Source organism: Kosakonia sp. ML.JS2a, from assembly GCF_025642095.1.
Classification (GTDB): Bacteria; Pseudomonadota; Gammaproteobacteria; order Enterobacterales; family Enterobacteriaceae.
Genome location: NZ_CP106754.1, coordinates 1,140,736 through 1,166,361 on the forward strand (window position 1 = coordinate 1,140,736; position 25,626 = coordinate 1,166,361).

Genomic DNA, 25,626 nt, shown 5'->3' on the forward strand with positions numbered 1-25,626 from the left:
CGCGCTTCACTCTGCATGACAGGAGTAATCATGGCTATCGACGAAAACAAACAAAAGGCGCTTGCAGCCGCACTGGGTCAGATCGAAAAGCAATTCGGCAAAGGCTCCATCATGCGTCTGGGTGAAGACCGTTCCATGGATGTGGAAACCATCTCTACCGGCTCGCTCTCTCTGGATATCGCACTGGGTGCTGGCGGTTTGCCGATGGGGCGTATCGTCGAAATTTACGGGCCAGAATCTTCCGGTAAAACCACCCTGACGCTGCAGGTGATTGCCGCCGCGCAGCGCGAAGGCAAAACCTGTGCGTTTATCGACGCTGAACATGCGCTGGACCCGGTTTATGCCCGCAAACTGGGCGTTGATATCGACAACCTGCTGTGTTCTCAGCCGGATACCGGTGAACAGGCTCTGGAGATCTGTGACGCGCTGGCGCGTTCCGGTGCGGTTGACGTACTGGTGGTCGACTCCGTTGCGGCGCTGACGCCGAAAGCGGAAATCGAAGGCGAAATCGGCGACTCTCACATGGGCCTCGCGGCGCGTATGATGAGCCAGGCGATGCGTAAGCTGGCGGGTAACCTGAAACAGTCCAACACGCTGCTGATCTTTATCAACCAGATCCGTATGAAAATTGGTGTGATGTTCGGTAACCCGGAAACCACCACCGGCGGTAACGCGCTGAAATTCTACGCTTCCGTGCGCCTGGATATCCGCCGTATCGGGGCGGTAAAAGAGGGTGACAACGTTATCGGTAGCGAAACCCGCGTAAAAGTGGTGAAAAACAAAATCGCCGCGCCGTTTAAACAGGCTGAGTTCCAGATCCTCTACGGTGAAGGCATTAACTTCTACGGCGAACTGGTTGATCTCGGCGTAAAAGAGAAGCTGATTGAGAAAGCGGGTGCCTGGTACAGCTATAACGGCGACAAAATCGGCCAGGGCAAAGCTAATGCAACAACCTGGCTGAAAGATAACCCGGCTGCGGCGAAAGAAATCGAGAAAAAACTGCGTGAGATTCTGCTCAGTAATCAGAGCTCCTCTGCGGAATTCTCGGTGGATGACAGCGGCGAAGGCGTTGAAGAAACCAACGAAGATTTCTGATAATCTGAACCGCAATCAAGGGCTGCTGATGCAGCCCTTTTGCTTTTCTATGACCACAGGATTTCGTCATGTCAGAGAACAGTTCCCGACGCTCTTCGATTGCACGCCTGCGCGATCGCGCGATGCGTATTCTGGCGATGCGTGATCACAGCGAACAGGAGTTTCGCCGCAAGCTAACGGCGCCGGTAATGAGCAAAAATGGCCCGGAAACGCTGGATACCACGCCGGAAGAGGTCGATCAGATAGTGGAATGGTGCCTGGAGCATCACTTTCTCGACGATATGCGCTTTGTACGCCAGTTCATTGCCAGCCGCGCCCGCAAAGGTTATGGCCCGGCCCGTATCCGCCAGGAGTTAAATCAGAAAGGCATCGCCCGGCAGGTCAGTGAAAATGCGATGTATGAGTGCGACATTGACTGGGTAGCGAGCGCCCGCGAGCAGGCGTTACGTAAATATGGCGAACCGTTGCCGACCGAGTTTGTGGCGAAAGTGAAAGTGCAGCGTTTTTTACTGTATCGCGGCTTTCTGCAAGAAGATATTCAGGAAATCTGGCGAAATTTTGCCGACTGAGCGCATACGGGATTTTACTTCGCAGTAAAGAAAACTTATCTTATTCCCACTTTTTCCAGTAGCTGGTGCGTGAGCTATGCAAATAGCGGCGACCAGTTACCACATTTCGTTAGCTTGATTTCAGGATAATTATGAGCAAGAGCACCGCTGAGATCCGTCAGGCGTTTCTCGATTTTTTCCATAGCAAGGGACATCAGGTAGTTGCCAGCAGCTCCCTGGTGCCGAATAACGACCCGACTTTGCTGTTTACCAACGCCGGGATGAACCAGTTCAAGGACGTATTCCTTGGGCTCGACAAACGTAATTATTCCCGCGCTACCACTGCACAGCGTTGCGTTCGTGCAGGCGGTAAACACAATGATCTGGAAAACGTCGGTTACACCGCGCGTCATCACACCTTCTTCGAAATGCTGGGCAACTTCAGCTTCGGCGACTACTTCAAACATGATGCTATCCAGTACGCATGGGAACTGCTGACCGGTGAAAACTGGTTCAACCTGCCGAAAGAACGTCTGTGGGTGACGGTGTACGAAACAGACGATGAAGCCTACGAAATCTGGGAAAAAGAAGTGGGTATCCCGCGCGAACGTATTATTCGCATCGGCGATAATAAAGGCGCACCGTATGCGTCTGACAACTTCTGGCAGATGGGCGATACCGGTCCGTGCGGTCCGTGCACCGAGATTTTCTACGATCACGGCGATCACATTTGGGGTGGCCCTCCGGGTAGCCCGGAAGAAGACGGCGATCGCTACATCGAAATCTGGAACATCGTCTTTATGCAGTTCAACCGCCAGGCCGATGGCACCATGGAACCGCTGCCAAAACCGTCAGTGGATACCGGTATGGGTCTGGAACGTGTTGCCGCGGTATTGCAGCATGTGAACTCCAACTACGAAATCGACCTGTTCGTGAAGTTGATTCAGGCGGTGGCGAAGGTGACTGGCGCGACGGATTTGAGCAACAAGTCGCTGCGCGTTATCGCTGACCATATCCGTTCTTGCGCATTCCTGATTGCAGACGGCGTGATCCCGTCGAACGAAAACCGTGGCTATGTGCTGCGTCGCATCATTCGTCGCGCAATCCGCCATGGCAATATGCTGGGCGCGAAGGACACCTTCTTCTATAAACTGGTTGGCCCGCTGGTTGCCGTGATGGGCTCTGCCGGTGAAGATTTGCAGCGTCAGCAGGCACAGGTCGAGCAGGTGCTGAAAACCGAAGAAGAGCAGTTTGCCCGCACGCTGGAACGCGGTCTGGCACTGCTCGATGAAGAGCTGGCGAAGCTGAAAGGCGATACGCTGGATGGCGAAACGGCCTTCCGCTTGTACGACACCTACGGCTTCCCGGTTGATCTGACGGCGGACGTGTGCCGTGAGCGCAATATCAAAGTTGATGAAGCTGGCTTTGAAGCCGCAATGGAAGAGCAGCGCCGCCGTGCGCGCGAGTCCAGCGGTTTTGGCGCAGACTACAATGCGATGATCCGCGTTGATGGTAGCTCTGAATTTAAAGGTTACGACCATCTGGAACTGAACGGCAAAGTCACGGCGCTGTTTGTTGATGGTAAACCGGTTAACGCAATTTCTGCTGGTCAGGATGCTGTTGTTGTTCTCAACGAAACGCCATTCTATGCGGAATCTGGTGGCCAGGTGGGGGATAAGGGCGAGCTGAAAGGCAACGCTTTTGCTTTCTCCGTCCAGGATACACAGAAATACGGTCAGGCAATTGGTCATATCGGTAAGCTGACTACCGGCTCACTGAAAGTCGGGGATGGTGTGAAAGCGGAAGTTGACGAAGCACGCCGTGCGCGCATTCGCCTGAACCACTCTGCCACACACCTGATGCACGCTGCGTTGCGTGAAGTCCTGGGTACGCATGTTGCGCAGAAAGGCTCGTTGGTGAATGACAAAGCGTTGCGTTTTGACTTCTCCCATTTCGAAGCCATGAAACCGGCGGAAATCCGCGCGGTGGAAGATCTGGTCAATGCGCAAATTCGCCGCAACCTGCCGATCGAAACCAACATCATGGATCTGGACGCGGCGAAAGCGAACGGTGCAATGGCGCTGTTTGGCGAGAAATATGATGAGCGCGTGCGTGTGTTGAGCATGGGCGATTTCTCCACCGAACTGTGTGGCGGTACGCATGCTTCCCGCACGGGTGATATTGGTCTGTTCCGCATTGTGTCTGAGTCCGGTACGGCGGCAGGTGTGCGTCGTATTGAAGCGGTGACCGGCGAAGGCGCTATCGCCAGCCTGCATTCGCAGAGCGATCAGTTGCACGACATTGCGCAGTTGCTGAAAGGCGATAGCCAGAACCTCAGCGACAAAGTACGCACCGTGATTGAGCGTACCCGTCAGCTGGAAAAAGAATTGCAGCAGCTTAAGGAACAGGCGGCCGTGCAGGAAAGCGCAAGTCTGTCCGGTAAAGCTATCGATCTCAACGGCGTGAAACTGTTGGTCAGCGAGCTGGCAGACGTCGAGCCGAAGATGCTGCGTACCATGGTGGACGATCTGAAGAATCAGTTGGGTGCTTCAGTTATTGTTCTTGCCACCGTGGCCGAAGGAAAAGTTTCTCTGATAGCAGGTGTGTCGAAGGATGTGACCGACCGTGTGAAAGCAGGGGAATTGATTGGCATGGTTGCCCAGCAGGTCGGGGGTAAAGGCGGCGGACGTCCGGATATGGCGCAAGCCGGCGGTACCGACGCGGCCGCGCTTCCAGCAGCGCTCTCCAGCGTTAAAGAGTGGGTAAGCGCTAAACTGTCATAATTACAAAGCGAAAGCAGACGCCATAACTTTGCCGTTATGGCGTTATTGCCACTACGCTAGTGATAACAAGAAAGTCAGGTTGAAGTCTTGTATATCGGCTAAACTTAGGTTTAACAGAATGTAATGCCGTGACTGCTTACACTTAGGTGTTTGTCATCGCTTACTTTTTGGCGTTATATGATGGATAATGCCGGGATACAGAGAGACCCGACTCTTTTAATCTTTCAAGGAGCAAAGAATGCTGATTCTGACTCGTCGAGTTGGTGAAACCCTCATGATTGGGGATGAGGTCACTGTGACTGTATTAGGCGTTAAAGGAAACCAGGTGCGCATTGGCGTTAACGCTCCTAAAGAAGTTTCCGTTCACCGTGAAGAGATCTACCAGCGTATCCAGGCTGAAAAATCACAGCAGTCAAATTACTGATGCAATTATCGCGTCTCGCTGTTCCCCGGCGAGACGCAACACCTCCTCCTGATTCTCCCGCTGTTTCGTTGCCTTTTTATTTCACTCGTCCCGATTTTGTCGTTACCTGCCGTTTTTTACGTCTGCGTTCTTGTCGGTTTTTCTCAGCGGTACGGTGGAAATTCTGCTGATAAAACATCCTTTTTGGGCTTTTTACAGGCTAATTGTCTGCGAAGTGTGCAAACGATTCAGGGGCAGGAAAAAGTGTTTGACTTATAAGACCCAGAAAGTAATATGTGCGCCACGCAGCGACGATGAGCTCTTAACAAGTTCTTCGAAGCACTCGAAAGAGGCGTGTGGTGAGGTGGCCGAGAGGCTGAAGGCGCTCCCCTGCTAAGGGAGTATGCGGTCAAAAGCTGCATCCGGGGTTCGAATCCCCGCCTCACCGCCATTTTGCATCCGTAGCTCAGCTGGATAGAGTACTCGGCTACGAACCGAGCGGTCGGAGGTTCGAATCCTCCCGGATGCACCATCTTGCTCAGTGTGGCGAGGTAACGCGGCACTGAATCAGCGTTGTAAAGCAAGTTTTTCCGATGCATCCGTAGCTCAGCTGGATAGAGTACTCGGCTACGAACCGAGCGGTCGGAGGTTCGAATCCTCCCGGATGCACCATCTTGCTCAGTATGATGAAGTCGTAAGCACCGAATCTGCGTTGTAAATAAAGTTTTCCCGATGCATCCGTAGCTCAGCTGGATAGAGTACTCGGCTACGAACCGAGCGGTCGGAGGTTCGAATCCTCCCGGATGCACCATCTTCTGCGAGATAACAGCAGGTTTGTTTTCTCAGGGTTCGCGGTCCTGACCGCAAGCACCAGGAAGGATAACGTTGCTTTAGCAACGGCCCGAAGGGCGAGTCGAAAGACGAGTCATCCTCCCGGATGCACCATCTTGTTCAGTATGATGAAGTTGTAAGTACTGAATCTGCGTTGTAAATAAAGTTTTCCCGATGCATCCGTAGCTCAGCTGGATAGAGTACTCGGCTACGAACCGAGCGGTCGGAGGTTCGAATCCTCCCGGATGCACCATCTTCTGCGAGACAACAGCAGGTTTATTTTCTCAAGGTTAGCGGTCCTGACCGCAAGCACCATCTCCTCTCAAAACTATCGCCTCCTGATATCGCTACCCCATACCCGATTTCATTTTTGCTCAATTTGTCTGTTATGCACTGGCAGCGACAAAAATCCCTGTTTACGCTAAAGTAATCACCTGTTATCCAGTTTGTGAGAACACGATGTACGACCGTTATGCAGGGCTGATTTTTGATATGGATGGCACCATCCTGGATACTGAACCCACTCATCGTAAGGCCTGGCGTGAAGTGCTGGCGCGTTACGGGATGCGCTTTGATGAGCAGGCAATGGTCGGGTTGAACGGTTCGCCGACGTGGCGTATTGCACAATCGATTATTGAAGCCAATCAGGGCGATCTTGATCCTCATCTTCTCGCACAAGAAAAAACGGCAGCGGTAAAAGCAATGCTGTTGGATTCTGTGCGCCCTTTACCGCTGATTGAGGTGGTAAAGGAATGGCACGGGCGTCGCCCACTGTCTGTCGGCACGGGCAGCGAAAGCGCTATCGCAGAAGCCTTACTCGCGCATCTTGGCCTGCGGCACTATTTCAATGCGGTCGTTGCCGCCGATCACGTTCAACATCATAAACCAGCACCGGATACGTTTCTGCTCTGCGCTGAGCGAATGGGCGTTGAAGCAACACAGTGCGTGGTGTTTGAAGATGCGGATTTTGGCATTCAGGCGGCGCGAGCGGCCGGAATGGACGTCGTGGATGTTCGCTTACGGTGAGTGACGCGCTGTCGCTTTTTTCGTTGTTTGCCAGCAGCTTTCTCAGCGCCACGCTTCTGCCGGGCAATTCCGAGGTGGTGTTGGTGACCATGCTGCTTTCTCACGTCAGTCAGCCCTGGCTTCTTGTTGTAATAGCAACAATGGGTAATAGCCTTGGAGGGCTGACTAACGTTATTCTTGGGCGTTTCTTTCCGCAGCGTAAAACCTCACGCTGGCAGGAAAAAGCGACTGGCTGGCTCAAACGCTATGGCGCGGCTGCATTGCTGTTGAGCTGGGCGCCTGTTATAGGCGACTTACTGTGCCTGCTGGCGGGATGGATGCGCCTCTCGTGGGGGCCAGTACTGATTTTTCTGTGCCTTGGAAAAGCGTTGCGCTATGTGGCTATTGCCAGCGTAACGCTGCAGGGTATGACGTGGTGGCACTAATTGGATTGAGTGAGTGACCTTTAATCGTCAACCATTACAATTATGCTTAATAAAATGATTATTACAGGCGGGAGGTCAATTTGATCCCGGACGTATCTCAGGCGTTGTCCTGGCTGGAAAAACATCCTCAGGCGCTTAAAGGCATTCAACGTGGCCTTGAGCGTGAAACGTTACGCGTTAATGCGGACGGTTCTCTGGCGACGACCAGCCATGCGGCAATGCTTGGCTCTGCATTAACCCATAAATGGATCACCACCGATTTTGCCGAAGCGCTGCTGGAGTTTATTACGCCGGTAGAGGGCGACATCGATCATATGTTAACGATCATGCGCGATATTCATCGCTACACCGCCCGCCAGATTGGCGACGAGCGTATGTGGCCGCTGAGTATGCCGTGCTATATCAAAGACGGTCAGGATATTGAGCTGGCCCAGTACGGCACCTCAAATATCGGCCGCCTGAAAACCCTCTATCGCGAAGGGCTGAAAAACCGTTATGGCGCGCTGATGCAAACCATATCCGGCGTGCATTACAACTTCTCATTGCCGATGGCATTCTGGGAAGCAAAAGGCGGCAGCACCGATAAAGAAACGGTATCAGACGGTTATTTCCGCCTGATCCGTAACTATTACCGCTTTGGTTGGGTGATCCCGTATCTGTTTGGCGCTTCTCCGGCGATTTGCTCGTCGTTCCTGCAAGGGAAACCGACCACGCTGCCGTTCGAGAAAACGCCGAATGGCATGTACTATTTGCCCTATGCAACGTCTCTGCGTTTGAGCGACCTCGGTTACACCAACAAGTCGCAAAGTAACCTCGGCATCACCTTCAATAATCTGCACGATTATGTGGTGGCGCTGAAACGCGCGATTAAAACGCCTTCTGAAGAGTACGCCAAAATTGGTTTGCAGAAAGAGGGCAAGTACCTGCAAATCAATACCAATATTCTGCAGATTGAAAATGAGCTGTACGCGCCAATTCGTCCGAAACGCGTGACCCGCAGCGGTGAAACGCCGTCGGATGCGCTGCTGCGTGGCGGCATTGAGTATATCGAAGTGCGTTCGCTGGACATTAACCCGTTCACGGCGATCGGCGTCGATGAGCAACAGGTGCGCTTCCTCGATCTGTTTATGGTCTGGTGCGTGCTGGCTGATGCGCCGGAAATGAGCAGCGACGAACTGCTGTGTACGCGTAAAAACTGGAACCGTGTGATCCTGGAAGGACGCAAACCGGGCCTTACGTTGGGAATGGGCTGTGAGACCGCGCAGTTCCCGCTTGCCCAGGTCGGCAAAGACCTGTTCCTCGATCTGAAACGTGTGGCGCAGACGCTGGATGGCGTGTACGGTGGCAAAGAGTACGAAAACGTATGTGACCAGTTGGTCGCCAGCTTTGACGATCCGGAATTAACGTTCTCAGCGCGCATTTTGCGCTCTATGATCGATAATGGGATCGGTGGAACAGGTAAGGCACTGGGCGATCAGTATCGTTCTCAGTTGCGTGAAGAGCCGCTGGAAGTGCTGCATGAGGAAGATTTTATCGCCGAATGCAAAGCGTCGCTGGCGCGTCAGCAGGAAGTGGAAGCCGGTGATACCGAGTCTTTCGACGCGCTTTTAGCGCGGCACGCCTGACAGAAAAGAAAAAGGCCACATTGCTGTGGCCAAAATTTCATCTCTGAAAATCAGGGATGATGATAACAAATGCGCGTCTTTCATATACTCAGACTCGCATGGGAAAAAAGAGTTCATTTTATTTTTAAAAAATCACTATCGGAGGTGACTAAATGCCATTGTTGGATAGCTTCACTGTCGATCATACCCGTATGGAAGCCCCTGCTGTCCGTGTTGCTAAGACCATGGACACGCCGCATGGCGACACCATTACCGTATTCGACCTGCGTTTCTGCGTGCCCAATAAAGAAGTTATGCCGGAAAAAGGCATTCATACTCTGGAGCATCTGTTTGCGGGTTTTATGCGTAACCATCTCAACGGCAATGGCGTTGAGATCATTGATATCTCCCCGATGGGCTGCCGTACGGGCTTCTACATGAGTCTGATCGGCACACCGGACGAGCAGCGCGTTGCCGATGCATGGAAAGCGGCAATGGCTGATGTACTCAAGGTTAAAGAACAGAATCAGATCCCGGAACTGAACGTTTACCAGTGCGGCACCTACCTGATGCACTCGCTGGAAGAAGCACAGGACATTGCGCGTCATATCCTCGATCGCGATGTTCGCGTCAACAGCAACGAAGAGCTGGCCCTGCCGAAAGAGAAACTGCAGGAGTTGCACATCTAGTCTGTGCCGCCGTGCCTGTCGTAAAGCGAACCGCCTCTTTGGAGGCGGTTTTACTTTCTGCGAGAAGCATTCAGAACTGGCTAAAGGTAAAGGGAAGATTTCGAAACGGCGTAAAGACACAGGCATGATGGTGACAAAACCACCACCAGAAATTGTGATAATAAAAAAGGGATCCGCAGATCCCTGTTTATAAGTCTGTTTACAACTTAGTGCGCGCCACCGCCGCCACCGCCAGCGCCAAACGGTGGTTTCGCAAACCAGACCAGGCCGAGCAGGATCAGGAACACCCCGGCGGAGAACCAGAAAATCTCGTTAGCGGAGATAATCAGCCCCTGGTTCGTGATCTGCTGTGCAATCCAGCCGGATGCTTGCTGTTGCGACATGCCCATACCTTGCAGTTGATCATAAATCGCCTGCGAATTCGGGTTATACGGATTCACCGACTCCGTAAGCTGCGCATGGTGCATCGACTCACGGTTGGTCCACAAGGTTGTGGTGATTGACGTCCCGATGGAGCCCGCCAGCGTACGCGCAAAGTTCGACAGACTCGATGCCGCCGCCAGACGCTCCGGTGGCAAACCAGACAGAGTGATGGTCGTCAGCGGCATAAAGAAGCACGCCACCGCAAAGCCCTGAATAAACTGCGGCCACGCGGACGCGCCAAAATCCATCCCCGGCTCGAACGTATACGCACGCCAGTAGAAGCACACCGCGTACATAATAAAACTGAAAGTGACCAGACGGCGCATATCCAGCTTATGGGCAAAACGCCCGATGATCGGCGATAGCAGCACCGGGATCACCCCGACCGGCGCGGACGCCAGGCCCGCCCATGTGGCGGTATAGCCATAGACCTCCTGCAACAACTGCGGCAGCAGGACAATCGCGCCGAAATAGAGCATGTAGGCAAGGCTGATGCACAAACAGCCGATGGTAAAGTTGCGCGACTTGAATAGCGACAAATCGACTATCGGGTTTTCGTCGGTCAGCTCCCAGACCACAAGGAAGCTTATCGAAATCACGGCGACAATCGTCAGGACGATAATCTCCGTGGAGTTGAACCAGTCCAGCTCTTTACCCTGGTCGAGCATCACCTGCAAGCTACCGATACCAATCACCAGCAATGCCAGACCGACGCCATCGATCCGGCGCTGTTCCGTACGGGTTTCCCGGCCGCGCAGGCTTTGCAGGGTCATCAGCACCACCACAATGCCGATCGGCACGTTGATGAAGAAGATCCAACCCCAGTGGTAATTATCACTGATATACCCGCCGAGGATCGGCCCGCAGATTGGTGCGACAATCACCGTCATTGACCAAAGCGCCAGCGCAATCGACCGCTTTGCTGGCGGGTAGTTGCTTAAAAGCAGGCTCTGCGACAGCGGGATCAGCGGCCCGGCGACAATCCCCTGAATCACGCGGAAGAAGATCAGCATACTCAGGCTGTTCGACATGCCGCACGCCCAGGAAGCGATGGCAAACGCTACGGTAGACCAGAGGAACAGTTTCACTTCCCCGACGCGTTTTGCCAGCCAGCCGGTGATCGGGATCGAGATGGCGTTCGCCACCCCAAATGAGGTGATAACCCAGGTCCCCTGGCTCAGTGATGAACCAAGGTTCCCGGCGATAGTCGGAATAGCAACGTTAGCGATGGTGGAGTCCAGCACCTGCATGAAGGTCGCGAGCGATAGCGCAATGGTCATAATGACCAGTTGCGCGCCTTCCAGCGGTTTCTGTTGCATTGCACTCACCTCAGATTAACCGGCGTTGGCTTTCACGATGTTATCGATCAACGTATTGACCGGTTCGAGGCTGATTTCCCGGGCGTTACTTTCGTACGCCGGGCTGGTGCGAACCTGGCTTGCCAGCACCTGACCTTCACGTTCTGAGGTGTCCACTTTCACCAGCGTGGAGAGACCAATGCGCAGCGGATGATCGGCAAGTTGCTTCGCATCCAGCTCAATACGTACCGGCAAACGCTGCACCACTTTGATCCAGTTACCGGTAGCGTTCTGCGCAGGCAACAGCGAGAAGGCGCTGCCGGTGCCCATATCAAGCCCGACAACTTTACCGCTGTATTTCACCTCGTCGCCGTAAATATCGCTGACCACGGTCGCCGTCTGACCAATGCGCATATGCGCAAGCTGGGTCTCTTTAAAGTTGGCGTCCACCCACAGGTTGCTGGCCGGAACCACCGCCATTAAGGACGTTGTCGGGCTGATCTGCGCGCCAGGTTGTACCGCGCGGCGGGAGACGTAACCGGTGATTGGACTCACGATTTTGGTACGTTGCAGCGCCAGCCAGCTATTACGCACTTCGGTCGCTGCCTGTTTAACCGCCGGCTGATCTTCCAGAGGGGTGTCGAGGATGATCGCCTGGTTGGCGTTAAACTGCTGCACCGCCACATCCAGTTCGGCTTGCGCGCTGGCAACCGCATCACGGGCATGTTGCAGCTCCTCGCGGCCAATCAGGTTGGCGCTACCCAGCGGTACGCGACGGTTAAAGTCGCTCTGCGCCTGGGCGAGAGCGGTTTTTTTCAGCTCAATGCTCGCCTGCAACTGCTTGCTGTTGATAATGGACTGGCGGGTTTGACGGACGCTGCTGGCCAGGCCAGTCTGCGCTTTTTCAAACGCTTGCTGCGCATCGGTCGCATCGAGCGTGATCAGCACATCGCCCTGTTTGACGAAGTCGGTATTGTCGGCCCAGACTTTCGTCACGCTGCCGGATACCTGCGCCATGATTTGTACCTGGTTCCCTGCCACGTAGGCGTCATCTGTCTCTTCAAAATGACGCAGTACCAAAAACCAATAAATCCCGTATGCCACGGCAATAACAATAAAGAGCAAGGTCAGAAGCAGAAGGGCACCTTTACGTTTACCTTTCTTTTTGACCGGTTGCTGCGGGGTTTGACTCTCCGCATTTGCGCTCATGCTTTTCTCCACGATCTTCTTATTTCATATCGGCAATGCCGACCTGTTTTCGCCAAAAAGGCCAGCAGCAAAATCTGCCAGCCAGTTTGGCTGTATTCTTATATCCTGGATAGTCGAGCGTCTTATCGCGTTAGCGCAACGCCTCGAGAATGACGTCGTCTTCGTCCATCTGGTCGAGACGTGTCAGGAGTTTACGGGTGATGTGCTCAAGCTGATCTTTTTCAGCGACGCTGAGAGAAGACCAGAGTTGATGCAGGCAATTATGCTGCGGAGGCAGCACCTGACGCAGAAAATCATGACCTTTATCGGTCAGTTGCAGGTGCAGACAACGGCGATCATTGTCGCTTTCGCGACGCTCAATCCAGCCGCGCTTCTCCAGCTCATCGGCGATGCGCGTGGCGTTGGTGCGCGATGAACCCAGCGCACTGCTCAGTTCAGACGGCTGAATGCTATGGTTTTCCTGGGATTCCAGCGTAATTAATGCCATAAACAGCGTTTCGTTGATGCCCTGCGCTTTCAACATTTTGTTGCGGTTTTCCAGCAACTTGCCCTGCATATGCATACACAGACGTGTTAACAGAATCTCCTGAAACGGAAAATCCTCATAACGGCTGGCGCGAAACTTAAGCATTTGTTCAATGGGCGTAAAAGAACTATCCATTTTGGGCATAACCTCATTAATTGCAGTCGATATAGTAACGACAGTGACAAATAAAGTAAATGTATTATTTGTGCTAATAAATTTGCCTTATCTATACATCTGTCAGCAGTTTCCAGGCGATTCCGTACGCAAGCGCGCTCAGTAACGTGGGGGTAATAATGCTGCGCGTTTTCCAGAAACTCACGCCGAGCACCGCGAAACCCACCAGCGTCGGCAGCAGGCGGCGGCTATCGGTCATGATTTCCGGCACGCAGGAGACCACCAGTAAAGCGCAGATAGACGCAATACCGATGGTGTCGAGCAGCACGGCAGTCACGCCGCGTCTCGCCGGGCGAGACTGTGCGGCGCGGATGCGCAGGGGCAGGTAGCGGAATAAAAAATTTACCCCGCCAACCAGTAATCCGAGGAACAGCACGTCAGGACTCATCGGGCGTTCCCTGGTAAAACGCTTGCACCAGCGCGGTCAGACAACCGGCGACGATCCCGGCCAGAATGGCCGCCGGGATCGAAAACAGCGTGACACCAGCCAACGCGCCAAGCAGTGCTGCTGTGACGGCGGGGGCTTGTTTCCGCTGGAACGACGCCAGCAGAAAGCTCATAAATAATGCGGGTAACATAAAACTCAGCGCCGACTCCACCGCCGGATAGCCTTCCAGTAAGCCGCTACCGGAAAACGCGCCCAGCACGGTGCCCAATACCCACGAAAACCACGAGCAGAAGGCGATGCCGATCATCCACTCTTCGCTCCAGCGGCGATTATCGCGCACCAGTTTAGCGGTGGCGGCGGCAAAAACTTCGTCCGTCAGACCAAAGGCCCAGATCGCGGTTTTGGGTTTTTTGAGAGGGGACAAAATACGGCTGCGCAGCGACGGGCCATACAGCACGTGGCGGACGTCCATCGCCATGACGGTCAGTGCGGCGACCCATAAGGCGCTACCAGCGGCAAGCATCGTGGTGATCACAAACTGGCTGGCGCCTGCATAAATAATGCAGGAGAAAAAGACGCTTTCGAGGGGAGTAAAACCGAGTTTGGTGGCATTCATGCCGAAAGCAAACGCAACTGGAACGTAACTTAATACGATGGGAAGACTGTCTTTGATACCTTCCTGTAACGTGGCCGTACTCACGGCACTGACGTCTGTTGGTGTTGCTGAGCTATCCATAGTGTTTGTTATATATCACCCACGTTAATATAACCGGGATAAACAAGTCCCTTAACCTTAACAGACTAAGGCGCTCCTTAACACCCCGGTTTTTCTCCGAAACCGCGAAACGTGGGCGGTTGCTTACATCGCAGCCTCCTGACGGTGAAATCCTCGCCACCACACCAGCAGATTTACCACTGCAAGCAGACTGCCTGCCGCGCAAACGCCGCGCCATCCGGCATGCTGCCAGGCAGACGCGGAGATCAGTGAACCCGCCGCACCGCCAATAAAGTAGCTGGTCATATACCCGGCGGTCAGGCGATTACGCGCATCGGGCTTGACGCGGTAAATCACCGTCTGGTTGGTGATATGCACGCCCTGTACCGTGAGATCCAGCACAATAATGCCCATTATCAGCGCGATAACCGAGCTGTGACCGAGCCAGATGGCCACCCACGACAGCAGCAACAGGATCAGACCGCCGGTCGTGGTGAGATGCGATTTTCCTCTGTCCGCCAGCCCGCCTGCCTGCCGTGCGCCTAATGCACCAGCCGCGCCGACCAGGCCAAACAAGCCAATCACCGCTTCAGAGAAGTGAAACGGCGGCGAGGCAAGTAAAAACGCCATCGACGTCCACAAGATACTGAAGTTCGCAAAGCTCAGACAACCCAGCATGGCGCGGGTGCGCAGCAGTTTATCGCCGGCAAACAGGGTAAACACCGACCCGAGCAGTTGCAGGTAATTGAGGTGCGTGTCCTGTTTGACCTTTGGCAGACCGCGCCACAGCGCCAGTGCCATCAACACCATTAATACGCTGGCGACCCAGTAGACGGTGCGCCAGCCGCCGAGACTGGCAAGCAACCCGGCAACCGTTCGCGCCAGCAGAATACCCAGCAACAGGCCGCTCATGATGGTGCCCACCACTTTACCTCGTTTATCCGGGGTGGCGAGCGTCGCCGCCAGCGGCACGAGGATCTGAGCCACTACCGAGAACAGACCCGTCAGCGCGGTCCCCAGGATCATCAGCGCCAGTGAGGAGCTGCTGGCGGTGATAAGCATTCCGCCTGCGGCAAGCAGCGTCATCACCACAATCAGTTTGCGGCGTTCAAACATGTCGCCAAGCGGCACCAGGAACAGTAAGCCGGCGGCATAACCGAGTTGGGCGGCGGTAACAATAAAGCCGGCCTGATTCGGCGAGAGCGAAAAGGCTCGGGCAATGGTGTCAAGCAGCGGTTGCGCATAATAGTTGCTGGCGACGGCAAGACCGGTCGCGACAGACATTAGCGCAATCAGCGCCGGGCTCAGGCCCTGGTTTGGTTTGGTCATAAGAATGATGAGTCTGCTCAAGATGTTGTCAGAAATTCATCATAACCAATGGATAGGAATTTGTGAGGGAGATCGCGTGTCGGAACGTGCGGTGAAAGGCATTCCCCTCACCCCGGCCCTCTCCCCAAAGGGGAGAGGGGGAATAAAAATATGTGCGGTCTGCACGCTCTGCACAAAGGGGAGAGCAAGAAGTTATAGGGGCACGATCTGTCCCCTCTCCCTTGGGGAGAGGGTTAGGGAAAAACACCTTACTTCTGCATCCGCACAAAGGTGAGAGCAAAAAGTTATAGGGGCTCGATCTGTCCCCTCTCCCTTGGGGAGAGGGTTAGGGTGAGGGAAAAACACCTTACTTCTGCATCCGCACAAAGGGGAGAGCAAGAAGTTATAGGGGCTCGATCTGTCCCCTCTCCCTTGGGGAGAGGGTTAGGGTGAGGGGAAAAACACCTTACTTCTGCGCGGCCAGCGCCTCTTTCACCCAGCCATCAAACTGCTGCTGGTGGGCTTTGATCCAACCATCAACATGACCCTGAATATCCGCTTCCGACGCTTTGCCCGCATGCATCATCGCATTCTGCGCGTTGATGTCGGCAATCGGCAGTTTCATTACTGAGAACAGTTTCGCCGCAGCCGGGTTTTTCTCCGCCCAGGCTTTGTTCGCCACGATATGCATGGTGTTGACCGGGAAGCCATAGTTCATGCCGTTCGGCAGTTTGGTATCGATATCTTTCTGCTCGCCCGGCAGAGACGAGAACGGCACCTGCAACCAGACCACATCTTTACCCGGTTTCAACACATCGCTCACCCAGTACGGTGTCCAGGTGTAGTACAGGATCGGTTTGCCTTCTTTATAGCGGGTAATGGTGTCAGCCATCATTGCCGCGTAGTTACCCTGGTTATGCACCACATTGTTGCTCAAACCATAGGCATCAATCTGGTGATTAATCACCGCTTCGCAGCCCCAGCCTGGTGTGCAGCCGGTCAGGTCCGCTTTACCGTCGCCATTGGTGTCGAACAGTTTGGCGATTTTCGGATCTTTCAACTGATCGATACTTTTAATGTGATACTGCTCAGCCGTTTTCTTATCGATCAGGTAACCTTGCGCCGCGCCGGTAACGAAAGTGCCTTCACGGTAGAACTTCTTGTCGCCTCCGGCTGCGGCATACATATCGTCATGCAGCGGCTGCCAGTTTACGGCGGTGAAGGTCACATCGCCTGCGGCAAGCGAGGTGTAACCGACGTTGTAGTCCACTTCGCTCGGTTTATTGACGGTGTAGCCGAGTTTTTCCAGCCCGCGGCTCACCAGCAGGGTCTGGAAGGCTTCTTCCGAAATGGTGCTTTGAAAAGGTTGCACGGTGATGCCTTTGCCGGGCAGTTCAGCCTCTGCGGCGAACGTGCTGGTGGAGACAAGGGTGGCGAACGCTGTGGCAAAAAGTACGCTATGTCGCATCGTTGTTCCTTATTTTCAGGTGGGACACTGGACGCCCGGCGCGTGTTGCACCGGGCAGCAGGATTAGCGGGTGAATGGCCGGGTCAGCAGACCCAGCGGGCCGGTCTGATACCAGCGGCGATTACCCCGACTGCGGGCATCGCGGCCGACAGCCTGCGTCAGGCGGTCGAGAATAATGGCGAGGATCACAATCCCTGTGCCGCCAACGGTAGCCAGCCCCATATCAAGACGACCAATACCGCGAAGTACCATCTGGCCAAGCCCGCCGACGGCGATCATCGAGGCGATCACTACCATGGAGAGGGCAAGCATCAACGTCTGGTTAATTCCCGCCATAATGGTGGGCATGGCCAGTGGTAATTGCACTTTAAACAACATTTGTCGCGGGCTGGCGCCAAATGAGCGCGACGCTTCAATCAAATCGGCCGGCACCTGGTTAATGCCGAGGATCGTCAGTCGCACCACCGGCGGCAGGGCGAAGATAATCGTTACCACTACCCCCGGCACGTTGCCGATGCCGAACAACATCACAATCGGCACCAGGTAAACAAACGCCGGGGTGGTTTGCATGGCATCCAGCAACGGACGGATAATTTTCGCCGCGCGCTGGCTGCGTGCCAGCCAGATCCCCAGCGGCAGGCCGATGACCACACAAAACAGCAGTGCGGTCAGCACCAGCGCCAGCGTGACCATTGCCTGTGACCAGGCACCAATCGCGCCAATGGCGATCAGCGACACCAGCGTGGCAACGCCCATTCCCGCACTGCTCATCTGCCAGGCGATCAACGAGAAAACAATGATCGCCACTGGCGCAGGCATACCCAGCAACAGCTGCTGGAACGTGCTGAGAATGTAATCCACCGGAATGCGGATCCCCTGGAACAGCGGACGGAAATGCACCACCACCCAGTCGATCCCCTGTGTTACCCAACTGTCCAGCGGGATCAGCGTCTTATGGAACGGATCCATAATGTTGAAATGTTCCGGCGCAGGCGCCGGAGCGCTGTTTAGCCAGTCTGCACCGCCGCCACTGGCGGGAGCCGATGAAGCGCCGCCGCCCCAGGCGTCGGCGGATTGCGCCGCGCTGTCTGCCGCTGGCGCGCTATCCCACGGGTTATTTGCATCAGCCATTGTTTGCCCCCTCGCGATCTAAAGCCTGTAGCAGCATCCGTTTTGAGATGATGCCCACGTACTGTTGTTCTTCACCGATGACCGGGACAGCGCAGGGCGCTTGCCCGACATGGGAGAGCAACTCGCTAAGCGGCGTTTCGGCCTCTACCGCGAGCGGAGAGTCAATTAACGCCGCATCGATACCCAGATTTTGCCCTAAGGCCGCTTTCAGGGAGTCGATGGACACAATGCCGACAAATTTATTGCCGCGTTCGACGACATAACCGTATTCACGATCGTCATCCTGCAGCATTTTCAGCGCGGAACGCGGGCCGAAGCCCGGCGTTTTACGGATTAAGCCCACCGGTGTACGGCGCGCAATATCCTTTGCGCTAAACACCTGGCTAATATCTACGCCGCGGAAGAAGGTACGCACATAATCATTGGCCGGATTATTTAAGATCTCGTCCGGCGTACCGACCTGCACCACTTCACCGTTTTGCATAATGGCGATGCGATCGCCAATACGCATGGCTTCATCCAGATCGTGGGAAATAAACACCACGGTGCGTTGATGTTTCGCTTGCAGTTTTACCAGTTCATCCTGCATTTCCGTGCGAATTAATGGGTCGAGCGCCGAGAAGGCTTCGTCCATTAATAAAATATCGGGATTGATCGCTAATGCGCGCGCCAGACCCACACGTTGACGCATACCGCCAGAGAGTTCATCCGGCCAGGCATGCGCGTAATTTTCCAGCCCTACCTGACGCAACGCATCCAGCGCTTTTTCCTGGCGCACCTGCGCTGTCGCACCGGCTAATTCCATACCAAACGCGGTATTCTCCAACACCGTCATATGGGGCATTAGCGCAAATGACTGGAAGACCATTGCGATCTTTTTCCTGCGCACCTCGCGCAACTCAGCGTCCGATATTTTGGCGATATCCACGCCATCAATCAGCACCTGCCCGCGGGTGGGTTCAATCAGGCGATTGAGAAGGCGTACCATAGTGGATTTACCCGATCCGGATAACCCCATGATGACAAATATCTCGCCTTCTTCAATGGCCAGACTGGCGTCTTTCACGCCAAGCGACAGACCCGTTTTTTCCAGAATTTGCTCTTTCGATAGTCCTTTTTCAATATATTTGAAAGCCCGCTGTGGGTGCTCGCCAAATATCTTGTAGAGGTTCTTCACTTCTAATTTAATTGCCATGCAATAAGAGGATTCCTGTTATTTATTGTGTCGATATAATACCCGGTGAAAATAATTAACTGGTCATACCCTAACATACTCAGAATCTGAGACAACCCTGAATTTCTTCAGTCGGCGAATTTGCGCTGTGTAGAATTGTCTCTATTTCCCATGAAATAAGGGCTGGCGGCAGATAATCATTTTTTCGTATTCATCGGGAAATCGAACCTGAATTGTGACAATTCAGGCGAAAATGACAGTTGAATTACAGTGTAGCGGCTGTGGGAATATTGCGCCGGATATTTCCGTAATATGCGGGAATTAACGATACCCCTTTTTATTTGGCGGTTATTATCATTTTCCTGAAAACCAGCAATATTCCCTCTCCGAAAAGAGGGAAGGAGTGGGGTCAGAAGTTCCAGTCTTCGTCTTCGGTTTCGACCGCTTTACCCATCACATAGGAGGAGCCCGAGCCGGAGAAGAAGTCGTGGTTTTCATCGGCATTGGGCGAGAGCGCGGCGAGGATCGCCGGGTTCACTTCCGCCATTTCCGCCGGGAAAAGGGCTTCGTAACCGAGATTCATTAACGCTTTATTGGCGTTGTAGCACAGGAAGGCTTTCACATCCTCAGCCCAACCGCTGTCCGCGTACAGATCGTCGGTATAGCTCACTTCGTTATCATAGAGATCCATCAGCAGTTCCAGCGCGAAGTTCTTCAGCTCTTCACGTTTTTCGCCACTCACTTTTTCCAGCCCTTTCTGATACTTATAGCCAATATAGTAACCGTGTACGGCCTCGTCGCGAATGATCAGACGAATCAGGTCGGCGGTGTTGGTTAGCTTGCCGCGGCTCGACCAGTACATCGGTAACCAGAAACCGGAATAGAACAGAAAAGATTCAAGAAACACGCTGGCGATTTTCTTCTTCAGCGGCTCATCGGCGCGGTAGTACGCCAGAATCAGCTGCGCTTTACGCTGTAGTGCCGCGTTCTCTTCGCTCCAGGCATAAGCGGCATCCACATCTTTGCTCTGGCACAGCGTAGAGAAAATCGAGCTGTAGGAGCGGGCATGCACCGCTTCCATAAAGCTGACATTGGATAACACCGCTTCTTCGTGCGGCGTCAGCGCATCGGTCATCAGCGCCGGTGCGCCCACGGTGTTTTGAATGGTGTCGAGCAGCGTCAGGCCAGTGAACACACGGATCGTCAGTTGCTGTTCCGCTGGGCTTAAGCTTTGCCAGGCGGGGATATCGTTCGACAGCGGCACTTTTTCCGGCAACCAGAAGTTGCTGGTCAGGCGGTTCCACACTTCGAGGTCTTTATCATCCTGGATTTTGTTCCAGTTCACCGCGCTGACGCGTGACAGTTGGCTCATCCTTTTCTCCTTACAACGCGCAGGACACGCAGCCCTGGATCTCAGTGCCTTCCAGCGCGAGCTGGCGCAGGCGAATGTAATACAGTGTCTTGATACCTTTCTTCCACGCGTAGATCTGCGCTTTATTGATGTCGCGGGTGGTGGCGGTGTCTTTAAAGAACAGTGTCAGTGACAACCCCTGATCCACATGGCGCGTGGCTTCGGCATAGGTGTCGATGATCTTCTCTGGCCCAATCTCATACGCATCTTCGTACAGCGCCAGGTTCTCATTGGTCATAAACGGCGCGGGATAGTAAACACGCCCGGTTTTGCCTTCCTTGCGGATCTCAATTTTCGAGACAATCGGGTGAATGCTCGATGTCGCATGGTTGATATACGAGATGGACCCGGTAGGCGGAACCGCCTGCAGATTCTGGTTATAGATACCGTAACGCATCACATCGTCGCGCAGTTGCTGCCACATCTCACGCGTAGGAAGCGTGATGCCGGAACGGGCAAACAGCGCACGGACTTTCTCCGTTTTCGGTTGCCAGTCGCCTTCCAGGTACGAGGTAAAATAGTCGCCGCTGGCATAGCGCGAGGCCGGGAACCCGGCGAAATATTGCCCACGCTCACGGGCGATCATCATCGAGGTATGCACCGCATGCCAGGTGATGGTGTAGAAATAGAAGTTGGTAAAATCCAGCCCCTCTTCACTACCGTAAGCAATACCTTCCCGCGCCAGATAACCGTGCAGGTTCATCTGCCCAAGCCCAATGGCGTGCGAGGCGGCGTTGCCGGTTTCCACCGAGGGCACCGAACGGATGTGGCTCATATCGGACACCGCCGTCAGGCCGCGAATGGCGGTTTCCACCGTACGGCCAAAATCCGGCGAATCCATGGTATGGGCAATATTCAGCGAACCGAGATTGCAGGAGATATCGTGGCCGGTATCGGCGTAATCGAGGTTTTCATCAAACGTCGAGGCGCTGTTAACCTGCAAAATCTCCGAACAGAGGTTGCTCATATTGATGCGCCCGGCAATCGGGTTCGCGCGGTTCACCGTGTCTTCAAACATGATGTACGGATAGCCGGACTCAAACTGGATCTCCGCCAGGGTCTGGAAGAAATCGCGGGCGTTAATGTAGCTTTTGCGCACTCGCTCATCGGCCAGCAACTGATCGTACATCTCGCTGATGGCCACATCGCCGAATGGCTTGCCGTACAAACGCTCAACGTCATACGGCGAGAACAGCGCCATTTGCGCGTTCTCTTTCGCCAGCTGGAAGGTGACATCTGGAATGACGACGCCCAGTGAAAGGGTCTTGATGCGAATTTTTTCGTCGGCGTTTTCGCGCTTGGTATCGAGGAAACGCAAAATGTCCGGATGATGGGCGTGCAGATAGACAGCTCCCGCGCCCTGGCGAGCCCCCAGTTGATTGGCGTAAGAGAAGGCATCTTCCAGCATTTTCATTACCGGGATCACCCCGGAAGACTGGTTTTCGATGCGCTTAATTGGCGCGCCTGCTTCCCGCAGATTGGAGAGCAGAAACGCCACGCCGCCGCCGCGTTTCGACAGCTGTAACGCTGAGTTCACCGCACGGCCAATGGATTCCATATTGTCTTCAATACGCAGCAGGAAGCAGGAGACCAGCTCGCCGCGCTGCTGTTTGCCGCAATTGAGGAAGGTTGGCGTGGCGGGCTGGAAGCGTCCGGAGAGGATCTCCTCCGTTAGCTGCTGAGCCAGCGCTTTATCACCCTGTGCCAGCGTCAGCGCCACCATGCAGGCGCGGTCTTCAAAATGCTCCAGATAGCGTTTGCCATCGAAGGTCTTCAGCGTATAGCTGGTGTAAAACTTCCATGCGCCGAGGAACGTCTGAAAACGAAAACCGCTGGCGTGCGCATTGGCAATCAGGTCGACCACAAAGGCGCGGTCATAGCGCGCCAGCACGTTTTCATCGTAATAACCTTCCGCCACCAGGTAGCTCAGGCGTTCATCCTGACTGGCGAAAGTCACGGTATTGGGGCGGACGTGCGCTGCCATAAAGGCATCGACGGCCTGATGGTCTTTATCAAACTGAATGCGGCCATCTTTATCATAAAGATTCAGCATCGCATTCAGTGCATGGAAATCGGGCGTGCTTTGCATCACGCGCTCTGCGGTTGTCGTCGCCAAAATTCGCTCACTCCTTTACGCACGTTGTCGATGTCCTGCGAGGTGCCCATCAGCTCAAAACGGTACAGCCAGGGGACGCCGCATTTTTGCGACACCACATCACCTGCACGGCCATACGCCTCGCCGAAGTTACGGTTGCCGGAGGCAATCACGCCGCGGATCAATGCGCGGTTGTGCGGATCGTTTAAAAAGCGGATCACCTGACGGGGCACAGCGCCTGCCGTACCCCCGCCGCCGTAACTGGGAACCACCAGGATATAGGGTTCGTCTACCTGGATACGCTCGCGCTCGTTCAGCGGGATGCGCACCGCCGGCAGTCCGAGACGCGTGATAAAACGCTGCGTGTTTTCGGAACTGCTGGAGAAGTAGACGAGGGTGCTCATGCGCTGGCCACGTGAGGGGTGGCATGCAGGCGGTTGATCATATCCGGTCGGAAACCGGACCATGATGTCTCCCCGGCTACCACCACCGGTAACTGACGAAAGCCCATCGCGCGCAGTTCATCTGCTGCTTCCGGTACGTGGTCAACATTCACCATTTCGAATGCAAAACCACGGCTTTCCATTGCCCGTTTGGTGGCGTGGCACTGAACACAATCATTTCGAGTGTAAATGGTAATGCGCATAATTCGTATTTCCGTTTAAAATGAAGAAGCGGCGCGATGGGTCGCGTCAGGTCGTGTGTTTGTCACTGAAAGGAATACTAGATGTAGTTATTAAAAGATGCAACCACACAATATATAGAAAAATGACATAGGCTTTGCCCGAAGGATAAGCATAATGGGTAAGGGGAATTTGTACCGGTTTTCTCGCGGGTTATGGCGGGCACAGGGTAAATAAAAACCCCTGCGGGCGATGAAACCAGGCAGGGGTCAGCGGTGAGAACGAGCGTTTAACGGCGCAAACTGAGTAGCGCGCCGACAAATATGCCCACCGCAGCGGCAGCGCCAACGCTGCACCAGGGTTTCTCTTTCACAAAGGTATCTGCACACCCCACGGCATCACGCGCTGCTTGCTGCACGCGGTTGCGACCATGCAGACGCGCGCGGGTCTCTTTCAGCAAAGCCTGCGCCTTGCGACGCGCCGCATCGGCTTCGTCTTTCGCATCGCTGCCCCAGGATTTCAGCACCTCTTCCAGGCTGTCTGCCAACTGGCTGACGTCGTTGTTGATCTCCTCAACACCTTCATCTACATCACGGCGATTCGGTCTGTTAAACATAGGATCCTCCCTCGTTTTTGATGTGAATTTTAGTTTAGACCATAAATTTTAAGGCCAGACGGCAATCACGCCTTTCGCGTCCGTTTGTGGACTTTTCTGAAAGCGTTGCCAATGCTCAGTCATGTAAGGTGGCGAGGCTGTAGAAAGATGACGAGGAAAATCTATGTATTTAAGACCCGATGAAGTGGCACGCGTGCTGGAAAATGTGGGATTTACGATGGATGTGGCCACGACGAAAACCTATGGTTACCGGCGTGGCGACAATTATGTGTATGTGAACCGCGAAGCGCGCATGGGACGAACGGCGCTGGTTATCCATCCCACACTCAAAGAACGTAGTTTGTCGCTTGCGGAACCCGCCTCGGACATCAAAATGTGCGATCACTACCAGAATTTCCCGCTCTATCTGGGCGGCGATGCGCAGGAACATTACGGTATCCCACACGGTTTTAGCTCGCGCATGGCGCTGGAACGTTTTCTGAAGGGATTATTTGGCGAGCAACAGCATTAAGCGGCAGCAGGTTTTCGCCTGCTACCCGCCATCAGGCTTTGGCCTGATGGTAGTTACTGACGCGGAACAGACGGCGGCAGTAATCCAGGAAGTAGCCGTACACGGCGCCCATCATCATCGACAGCACGATATTGGAGCTCACCGCAGCCACAATCTGGTGCCAGTCTGCCCCGACCGACCACAGAATCGCCACATACACCGGTGACTGGAACGTGACATAGGCCAGCACATCCGCCAGATTTTTCATCCAACCCGCGGGGCTGATGCGGCGGGCATAACGCATAAACAGATCGCGGTACAAGCCATAAGGCCAGGCAATAATAATGTTGACCGGGATGGCGACCAGACGAGAGGAAAGTGACTGTTCAAAGCTCATTCCGGAGAGAAAAATTTCAATCAACATGTTCACTACAGAGCAATAGACAACCATCGCAAAGGTGTCTGCTGCGGCGTGACGCAGGCGGGACTGCGAAGAGAACATGATCGAGCTCCTTGATACTCAATACAAAAGCGAACAGTGAGAGTGTTTAGCGTTTTGAAGTGCCTGATTTGATGCAGATAGAGTATATGGCTGGATATAAACTAACAACTAGCGATTAATTTTTATTATTTTCTATTTATTGGATAAAGTGCTCTGCCATTGTTTGTTTTTTGCGCATTTCATTATTTTAGTTGGATAGGTTTTAAAAAGTAATATATATCAAATGCTTATGTTTTAATTGAGGAATAATGCAGCGTTCAGGTCGGGAAGCAAAACGGGGTTTTCAGCGCAGTGTGCTTTTGCAGAGTATGTAAAATAATCAACAGCATTTTTTATGCTGATAAAGGCAGGTTTGCAGCGTTTAATGCTAATAAGTGAAATGATTTTTTATGCTAAATTTTTGCATATGTAACGGTTTGGCGGTGAGCTAACCTCACCGCCAACGATCAGCAAACGCCGAAATCGCCGTCTTCTTTGTACAGAGAAACATCCTCGGCTTTCAGCGTAATTTTGTCCGCTTGTTCATCGTGGGCTGGCACCGCAACGATTTGATCCTGATGGACTTCCAGCACTTTCAGTTTGGGACCGCCAATGCGCGGTTGCACAATATCGCCGACAGAAAACATACTTCGCTCCTTTATCATTGGTTTGTGTCAGTAACCATAGCCTGT

General features: G+C 53.9%; 25 protein-coding genes and 5 tRNA genes. 14 read left to right on the forward strand and 16 right to left on the reverse strand.

The window, feature by feature from the left end; all coding sequences use genetic code 11:
* Positions 1-30: 30 nt before the first annotated feature.
* The 13 genes from recA to luxS all read left to right on the forward strand — a co-directional run bounded on the left by recA (position 31) and on the right by luxS (position 9,404).
* The gene (gene recA / locus N7922_RS05405) at positions 31-1,095 is read left to right on the forward strand and encodes a recombinase RecA (RefSeq protein WP_263099594.1); all 1,065 of its coding nucleotides are present in this window, start codon (positions 31-33) and stop codon (positions 1,093-1,095) included.
* A gap of 68 nt (positions 1,096-1,163) precedes the next feature.
* Positions 1,164-1,664, forward strand: a complete 501-nt coding sequence (recX, locus tag N7922_RS05410) for a recombination regulator RecX (protein ID WP_263099595.1) — start codon at positions 1,164-1,166, stop codon at positions 1,662-1,664.
* 131 nt (positions 1,665-1,795) lie between these two features.
* Positions 1,796-4,426 carry an alanine--tRNA ligase gene (gene alaS, locus N7922_RS05415; protein WP_263099596.1) on the forward strand — a complete coding sequence of 877 codons (2,631 nt, stop codon included), beginning with the start codon at positions 1,796-1,798 and terminating at the stop codon, positions 4,424-4,426.
* A 238-nt stretch (positions 4,427-4,664) separates the two neighbouring features.
* On the forward strand, positions 4,665-4,850 hold the full coding sequence (gene csrA / locus N7922_RS05420) for a carbon storage regulator CsrA (RefSeq protein ID WP_007370562.1): 186 nt from the start codon (positions 4,665-4,667) through the stop codon (positions 4,848-4,850).
* Positions 4,851-5,187: 337 nt separating this feature from the next.
* Positions 5,188-5,280, forward strand: a tRNA-Ser gene (locus tag N7922_RS05425).
* Positions 5,281-5,284: 4 nt separating this feature from the next.
* A tRNA-Arg gene (locus N7922_RS05430) sits at positions 5,285-5,361 on the forward strand.
* Between the two features lie 63 nt (positions 5,362-5,424).
* A tRNA-Arg gene (locus N7922_RS05435) sits at positions 5,425-5,501 on the forward strand.
* A gap of 62 nt (positions 5,502-5,563) precedes the next feature.
* Positions 5,564-5,640 (forward strand) — tRNA-Arg (locus tag N7922_RS05440).
* 196 nt (positions 5,641-5,836) lie between these two features.
* Positions 5,837-5,913: transfer RNA gene (locus tag N7922_RS05445), tRNA-Arg, on the forward strand.
* Between the two features lie 206 nt (positions 5,914-6,119).
* Positions 6,120-6,686 (forward strand): fructose-1-phosphate/6-phosphogluconate phosphatase, encoded by a 567-nt coding sequence (gene yqaB / locus N7922_RS05450; protein WP_263099597.1) that lies wholly within the window; start codon positions 6,120-6,122, stop codon positions 6,684-6,686.
* Complete coding sequence (locus tag N7922_RS05455; protein WP_061493465.1) at positions 6,683-7,111, forward strand: YqaA family protein; 429 nt, start codon at positions 6,683-6,685, stop codon at positions 7,109-7,111. Before yqaB ends, N7922_RS05455 begins: the two co-directional genes overlap by 4 nt.
* 80 nt (positions 7,112-7,191) lie before the next feature.
* Positions 7,192-8,736 (forward strand): glutamate--cysteine ligase, encoded by a 1,545-nt coding sequence (gene gshA, locus N7922_RS05460; RefSeq protein WP_263099598.1) that lies wholly within the window; start codon positions 7,192-7,194, stop codon positions 8,734-8,736.
* 152 nt (positions 8,737-8,888) lie between these two features.
* The gene (gene luxS, locus N7922_RS05465; protein WP_263099599.1) at positions 8,889-9,404 is read left to right on the forward strand and encodes an S-ribosylhomocysteine lyase; all 516 of its coding nucleotides are present in this window, start codon (positions 8,889-8,891) and stop codon (positions 9,402-9,404) included.
* Positions 9,405-9,610: 206 nt separating this feature from the next.
* On the opposite strand, the gene emrB is transcribed toward luxS, so the two are convergent.
* The 14 genes from emrB to N7922_RS05535 form a co-directional block, all read right to left on the reverse strand.
* Positions 9,611-11,146: a multidrug efflux MFS transporter permease subunit EmrB gene (emrB, locus tag N7922_RS05470; RefSeq protein ID WP_263099600.1), complete on the reverse strand. Its 1,536-nt coding sequence runs from the start codon at positions 11,144-11,146 to the stop codon at positions 9,611-9,613.
* A 15-nt stretch (positions 11,147-11,161) separates the two neighbouring features.
* A complete protein-coding gene (gene emrA / locus N7922_RS05475; RefSeq protein WP_263099601.1) occupies positions 11,162-12,334 on the reverse strand; it encodes a multidrug efflux MFS transporter periplasmic adaptor subunit EmrA in 1,173 nt (390 codons plus the stop codon).
* A gap of 130 nt (positions 12,335-12,464) precedes the next feature.
* The gene (gene mprA, locus N7922_RS05480) at positions 12,465-12,995 is read right to left on the reverse strand and encodes a transcriptional repressor MprA (RefSeq protein ID WP_263099602.1); all 531 of its coding nucleotides are present in this window, start codon (positions 12,993-12,995) and stop codon (positions 12,465-12,467) included.
* A 91-nt stretch (positions 12,996-13,086) separates the two neighbouring features.
* On the reverse strand, positions 13,087-13,422 hold the full coding sequence (gene ygaH / locus N7922_RS05485; protein ID WP_263099603.1) for an L-valine transporter subunit YgaH: 336 nt from the start codon (positions 13,420-13,422) through the stop codon (positions 13,087-13,089).
* The gene (locus N7922_RS05490; protein ID WP_263099604.1) at positions 13,412-14,158 is read right to left on the reverse strand and encodes an AzlC family ABC transporter permease; all 747 of its coding nucleotides are present in this window, start codon (positions 14,156-14,158) and stop codon (positions 13,412-13,414) included. Before N7922_RS05490 ends, ygaH begins: the two co-directional genes overlap by 11 nt.
* A 123-nt stretch (positions 14,159-14,281) precedes the next feature.
* Complete coding sequence (locus N7922_RS05495) at positions 14,282-15,466, reverse strand: MFS transporter (protein WP_263099605.1); 1,185 nt, start codon at positions 15,464-15,466, stop codon at positions 14,282-14,284.
* A 445-nt stretch (positions 15,467-15,911) separates the two neighbouring features.
* Positions 15,912-16,913, reverse strand: a complete 1,002-nt coding sequence (proX, locus tag N7922_RS05500) for a glycine betaine/L-proline ABC transporter substrate-binding protein ProX (protein ID WP_263099606.1) — start codon at positions 16,911-16,913, stop codon at positions 15,912-15,914.
* A 63-nt stretch (positions 16,914-16,976) separates the two neighbouring features.
* On the reverse strand, positions 16,977-18,044 hold the full coding sequence (gene proW / locus N7922_RS05505) for a glycine betaine/L-proline ABC transporter permease ProW (protein WP_263099607.1): 1,068 nt from the start codon (positions 18,042-18,044) through the stop codon (positions 16,977-16,979).
* Positions 18,037-19,239: a glycine betaine/L-proline ABC transporter ATP-binding protein ProV gene (proV, locus tag N7922_RS05510; RefSeq protein ID WP_263099608.1), complete on the reverse strand. Its 1,203-nt coding sequence runs from the start codon at positions 19,237-19,239 to the stop codon at positions 18,037-18,039. Before proV ends, proW begins: the two co-directional genes overlap by 8 nt.
* 388 nt (positions 19,240-19,627) lie before the next feature.
* Positions 19,628-20,590, reverse strand: a complete 963-nt coding sequence (gene nrdF, locus N7922_RS05515) for a class 1b ribonucleoside-diphosphate reductase subunit beta (protein WP_263099609.1) — start codon at positions 20,588-20,590, stop codon at positions 19,628-19,630.
* 10 nt (positions 20,591-20,600) lie between these two features.
* Entirely contained in the window at positions 20,601-22,745 is a 2,145-nt protein-coding gene (nrdE, locus tag N7922_RS05520) for a class 1b ribonucleoside-diphosphate reductase subunit alpha (RefSeq protein WP_263099610.1), read from the reverse strand.
* The gene (gene nrdI / locus N7922_RS05525; RefSeq protein ID WP_263099611.1) at positions 22,718-23,128 is read right to left on the reverse strand and encodes a class Ib ribonucleoside-diphosphate reductase assembly flavoprotein NrdI; all 411 of its coding nucleotides are present in this window, start codon (positions 23,126-23,128) and stop codon (positions 22,718-22,720) included. Before nrdI ends, nrdE begins: the two co-directional genes overlap by 28 nt.
* Positions 23,125-23,370, reverse strand: a complete 246-nt coding sequence (gene nrdH / locus N7922_RS05530) for a glutaredoxin-like protein NrdH (protein WP_263099612.1) — start codon at positions 23,368-23,370, stop codon at positions 23,125-23,127. Before nrdH ends, nrdI begins: the two co-directional genes overlap by 4 nt.
* Positions 23,371-23,636: 266 nt before the next feature.
* Positions 23,637-23,963, reverse strand: a complete 327-nt coding sequence (locus N7922_RS05535; RefSeq protein ID WP_263099613.1) for a DUF883 domain-containing protein — start codon at positions 23,961-23,963, stop codon at positions 23,637-23,639.
* 163 nt (positions 23,964-24,126) lie between these two features.
* Between N7922_RS05535 and N7922_RS05540 the strand changes: the two genes are divergently transcribed.
* Positions 24,127-24,474 carry a DUF2002 family protein gene (locus N7922_RS05540; protein ID WP_061493482.1) on the forward strand — a complete coding sequence of 116 codons (348 nt, stop codon included), beginning with the start codon at positions 24,127-24,129 and terminating at the stop codon, positions 24,472-24,474.
* 31 nt (positions 24,475-24,505) lie between these two features.
* On the opposite strand, the gene alaE is transcribed toward N7922_RS05540, so the two are convergent.
* Both alaE and N7922_RS05550 read right to left on the reverse strand, forming a co-directional pair.
* Positions 24,506-24,955 carry an L-alanine exporter AlaE gene (gene alaE / locus N7922_RS05545; RefSeq protein ID WP_061493483.1) on the reverse strand — a complete coding sequence of 150 codons (450 nt, stop codon included), beginning with the start codon at positions 24,953-24,955 and terminating at the stop codon, positions 24,506-24,508.
* Positions 24,956-25,401: 446 nt separating this feature from the next.
* Positions 25,402-25,581 (reverse strand): hypothetical protein, encoded by a 180-nt coding sequence (locus N7922_RS05550; RefSeq protein WP_263099614.1) that lies wholly within the window; start codon positions 25,579-25,581, stop codon positions 25,402-25,404.
* Positions 25,582-25,626 lie beyond the last annotated feature (45 nt).

Coding starts and splice junctions, on each gene's coding strand:
- recA (WP_263099594.1), top strand. CDS start 31: ATGGCTATCGACGAAAACAAACAAAAGGCGCTTGCAGCCGCACTGGGT.
- recX (WP_263099595.1), top strand. CDS start 1,164: ATGTCAGAGAACAGTTCCCGACGCTCTTCGATTGCACGCCTGCGCGAT.
- alaS (WP_263099596.1), top strand. CDS start 1,796: ATGAGCAAGAGCACCGCTGAGATCCGTCAGGCGTTTCTCGATTTTTTC.
- csrA (WP_007370562.1), top strand. CDS start 4,665: ATGCTGATTCTGACTCGTCGAGTTGGTGAAACCCTCATGATTGGGGAT.
- yqaB (WP_263099597.1), top strand. CDS start 6,120: ATGTACGACCGTTATGCAGGGCTGATTTTTGATATGGATGGCACCATC.
- luxS (WP_263099599.1), top strand. CDS start 8,889: ATGCCATTGTTGGATAGCTTCACTGTCGATCATACCCGTATGGAAGCC.
- emrB (WP_263099600.1), bottom strand. CDS start 11,146: ATGCAACAGAAACCGCTGGAAGGCGCGCAACTGGTCATTATGACCATT.
- emrA (WP_263099601.1), bottom strand. CDS start 12,334: ATGAGCGCAAATGCGGAGAGTCAAACCCCGCAGCAACCGGTCAAAAAG.
- mprA (WP_263099602.1), bottom strand. CDS start 12,995: ATGGATAGTTCTTTTACGCCCATTGAACAAATGCTTAAGTTTCGCGCC.
- ygaH (WP_263099603.1), bottom strand. CDS start 13,422: ATGAGTCCTGACGTGCTGTTCCTCGGATTACTGGTTGGCGGGGTAAAT.
- N7922_RS05490 (WP_263099604.1), bottom strand. CDS start 14,158: ATGGATAGCTCAGCAACACCAACAGACGTCAGTGCCGTGAGTACGGCC.
- N7922_RS05495 (WP_263099605.1), bottom strand. CDS start 15,466: ATGACCAAACCAAACCAGGGCCTGAGCCCGGCGCTGATTGCGCTAATG.
- proX (WP_263099606.1), bottom strand. CDS start 16,913: ATGCGACATAGCGTACTTTTTGCCACAGCGTTCGCCACCCTTGTCTCC.
- proW (WP_263099607.1), bottom strand. CDS start 18,044: ATGGCTGATGCAAATAACCCGTGGGATAGCGCGCCAGCGGCAGACAGC.
- proV (WP_263099608.1), bottom strand. CDS start 19,239: ATGGCAATTAAATTAGAAGTGAAGAACCTCTACAAGATATTTGGCGAG.
- nrdF (WP_263099609.1), bottom strand. CDS start 20,590: ATGAGCCAACTGTCACGCGTCAGCGCGGTGAACTGGAACAAAATCCAG.
- nrdI (WP_263099611.1), bottom strand. CDS start 23,128: ATGAGCACCCTCGTCTACTTCTCCAGCAGTTCCGAAAACACGCAGCGT.
- nrdH (WP_263099612.1), bottom strand. CDS start 23,370: ATGCGCATTACCATTTACACTCGAAATGATTGTGTTCAGTGCCACGCC.
- N7922_RS05535 (WP_263099613.1), bottom strand. CDS start 23,963: ATGTTTAACAGACCGAATCGCCGTGATGTAGATGAAGGTGTTGAGGAG.
- N7922_RS05540 (WP_061493482.1), top strand. CDS start 24,127: ATGTATTTAAGACCCGATGAAGTGGCACGCGTGCTGGAAAATGTGGGA.
- alaE (WP_061493483.1), bottom strand. CDS start 24,955: ATGTTCTCTTCGCAGTCCCGCCTGCGTCACGCCGCAGCAGACACCTTT.
- N7922_RS05550 (WP_263099614.1), bottom strand. CDS start 25,581: ATGTTTTCTGTCGGCGATATTGTGCAACCGCGCATTGGCGGTCCCAAA.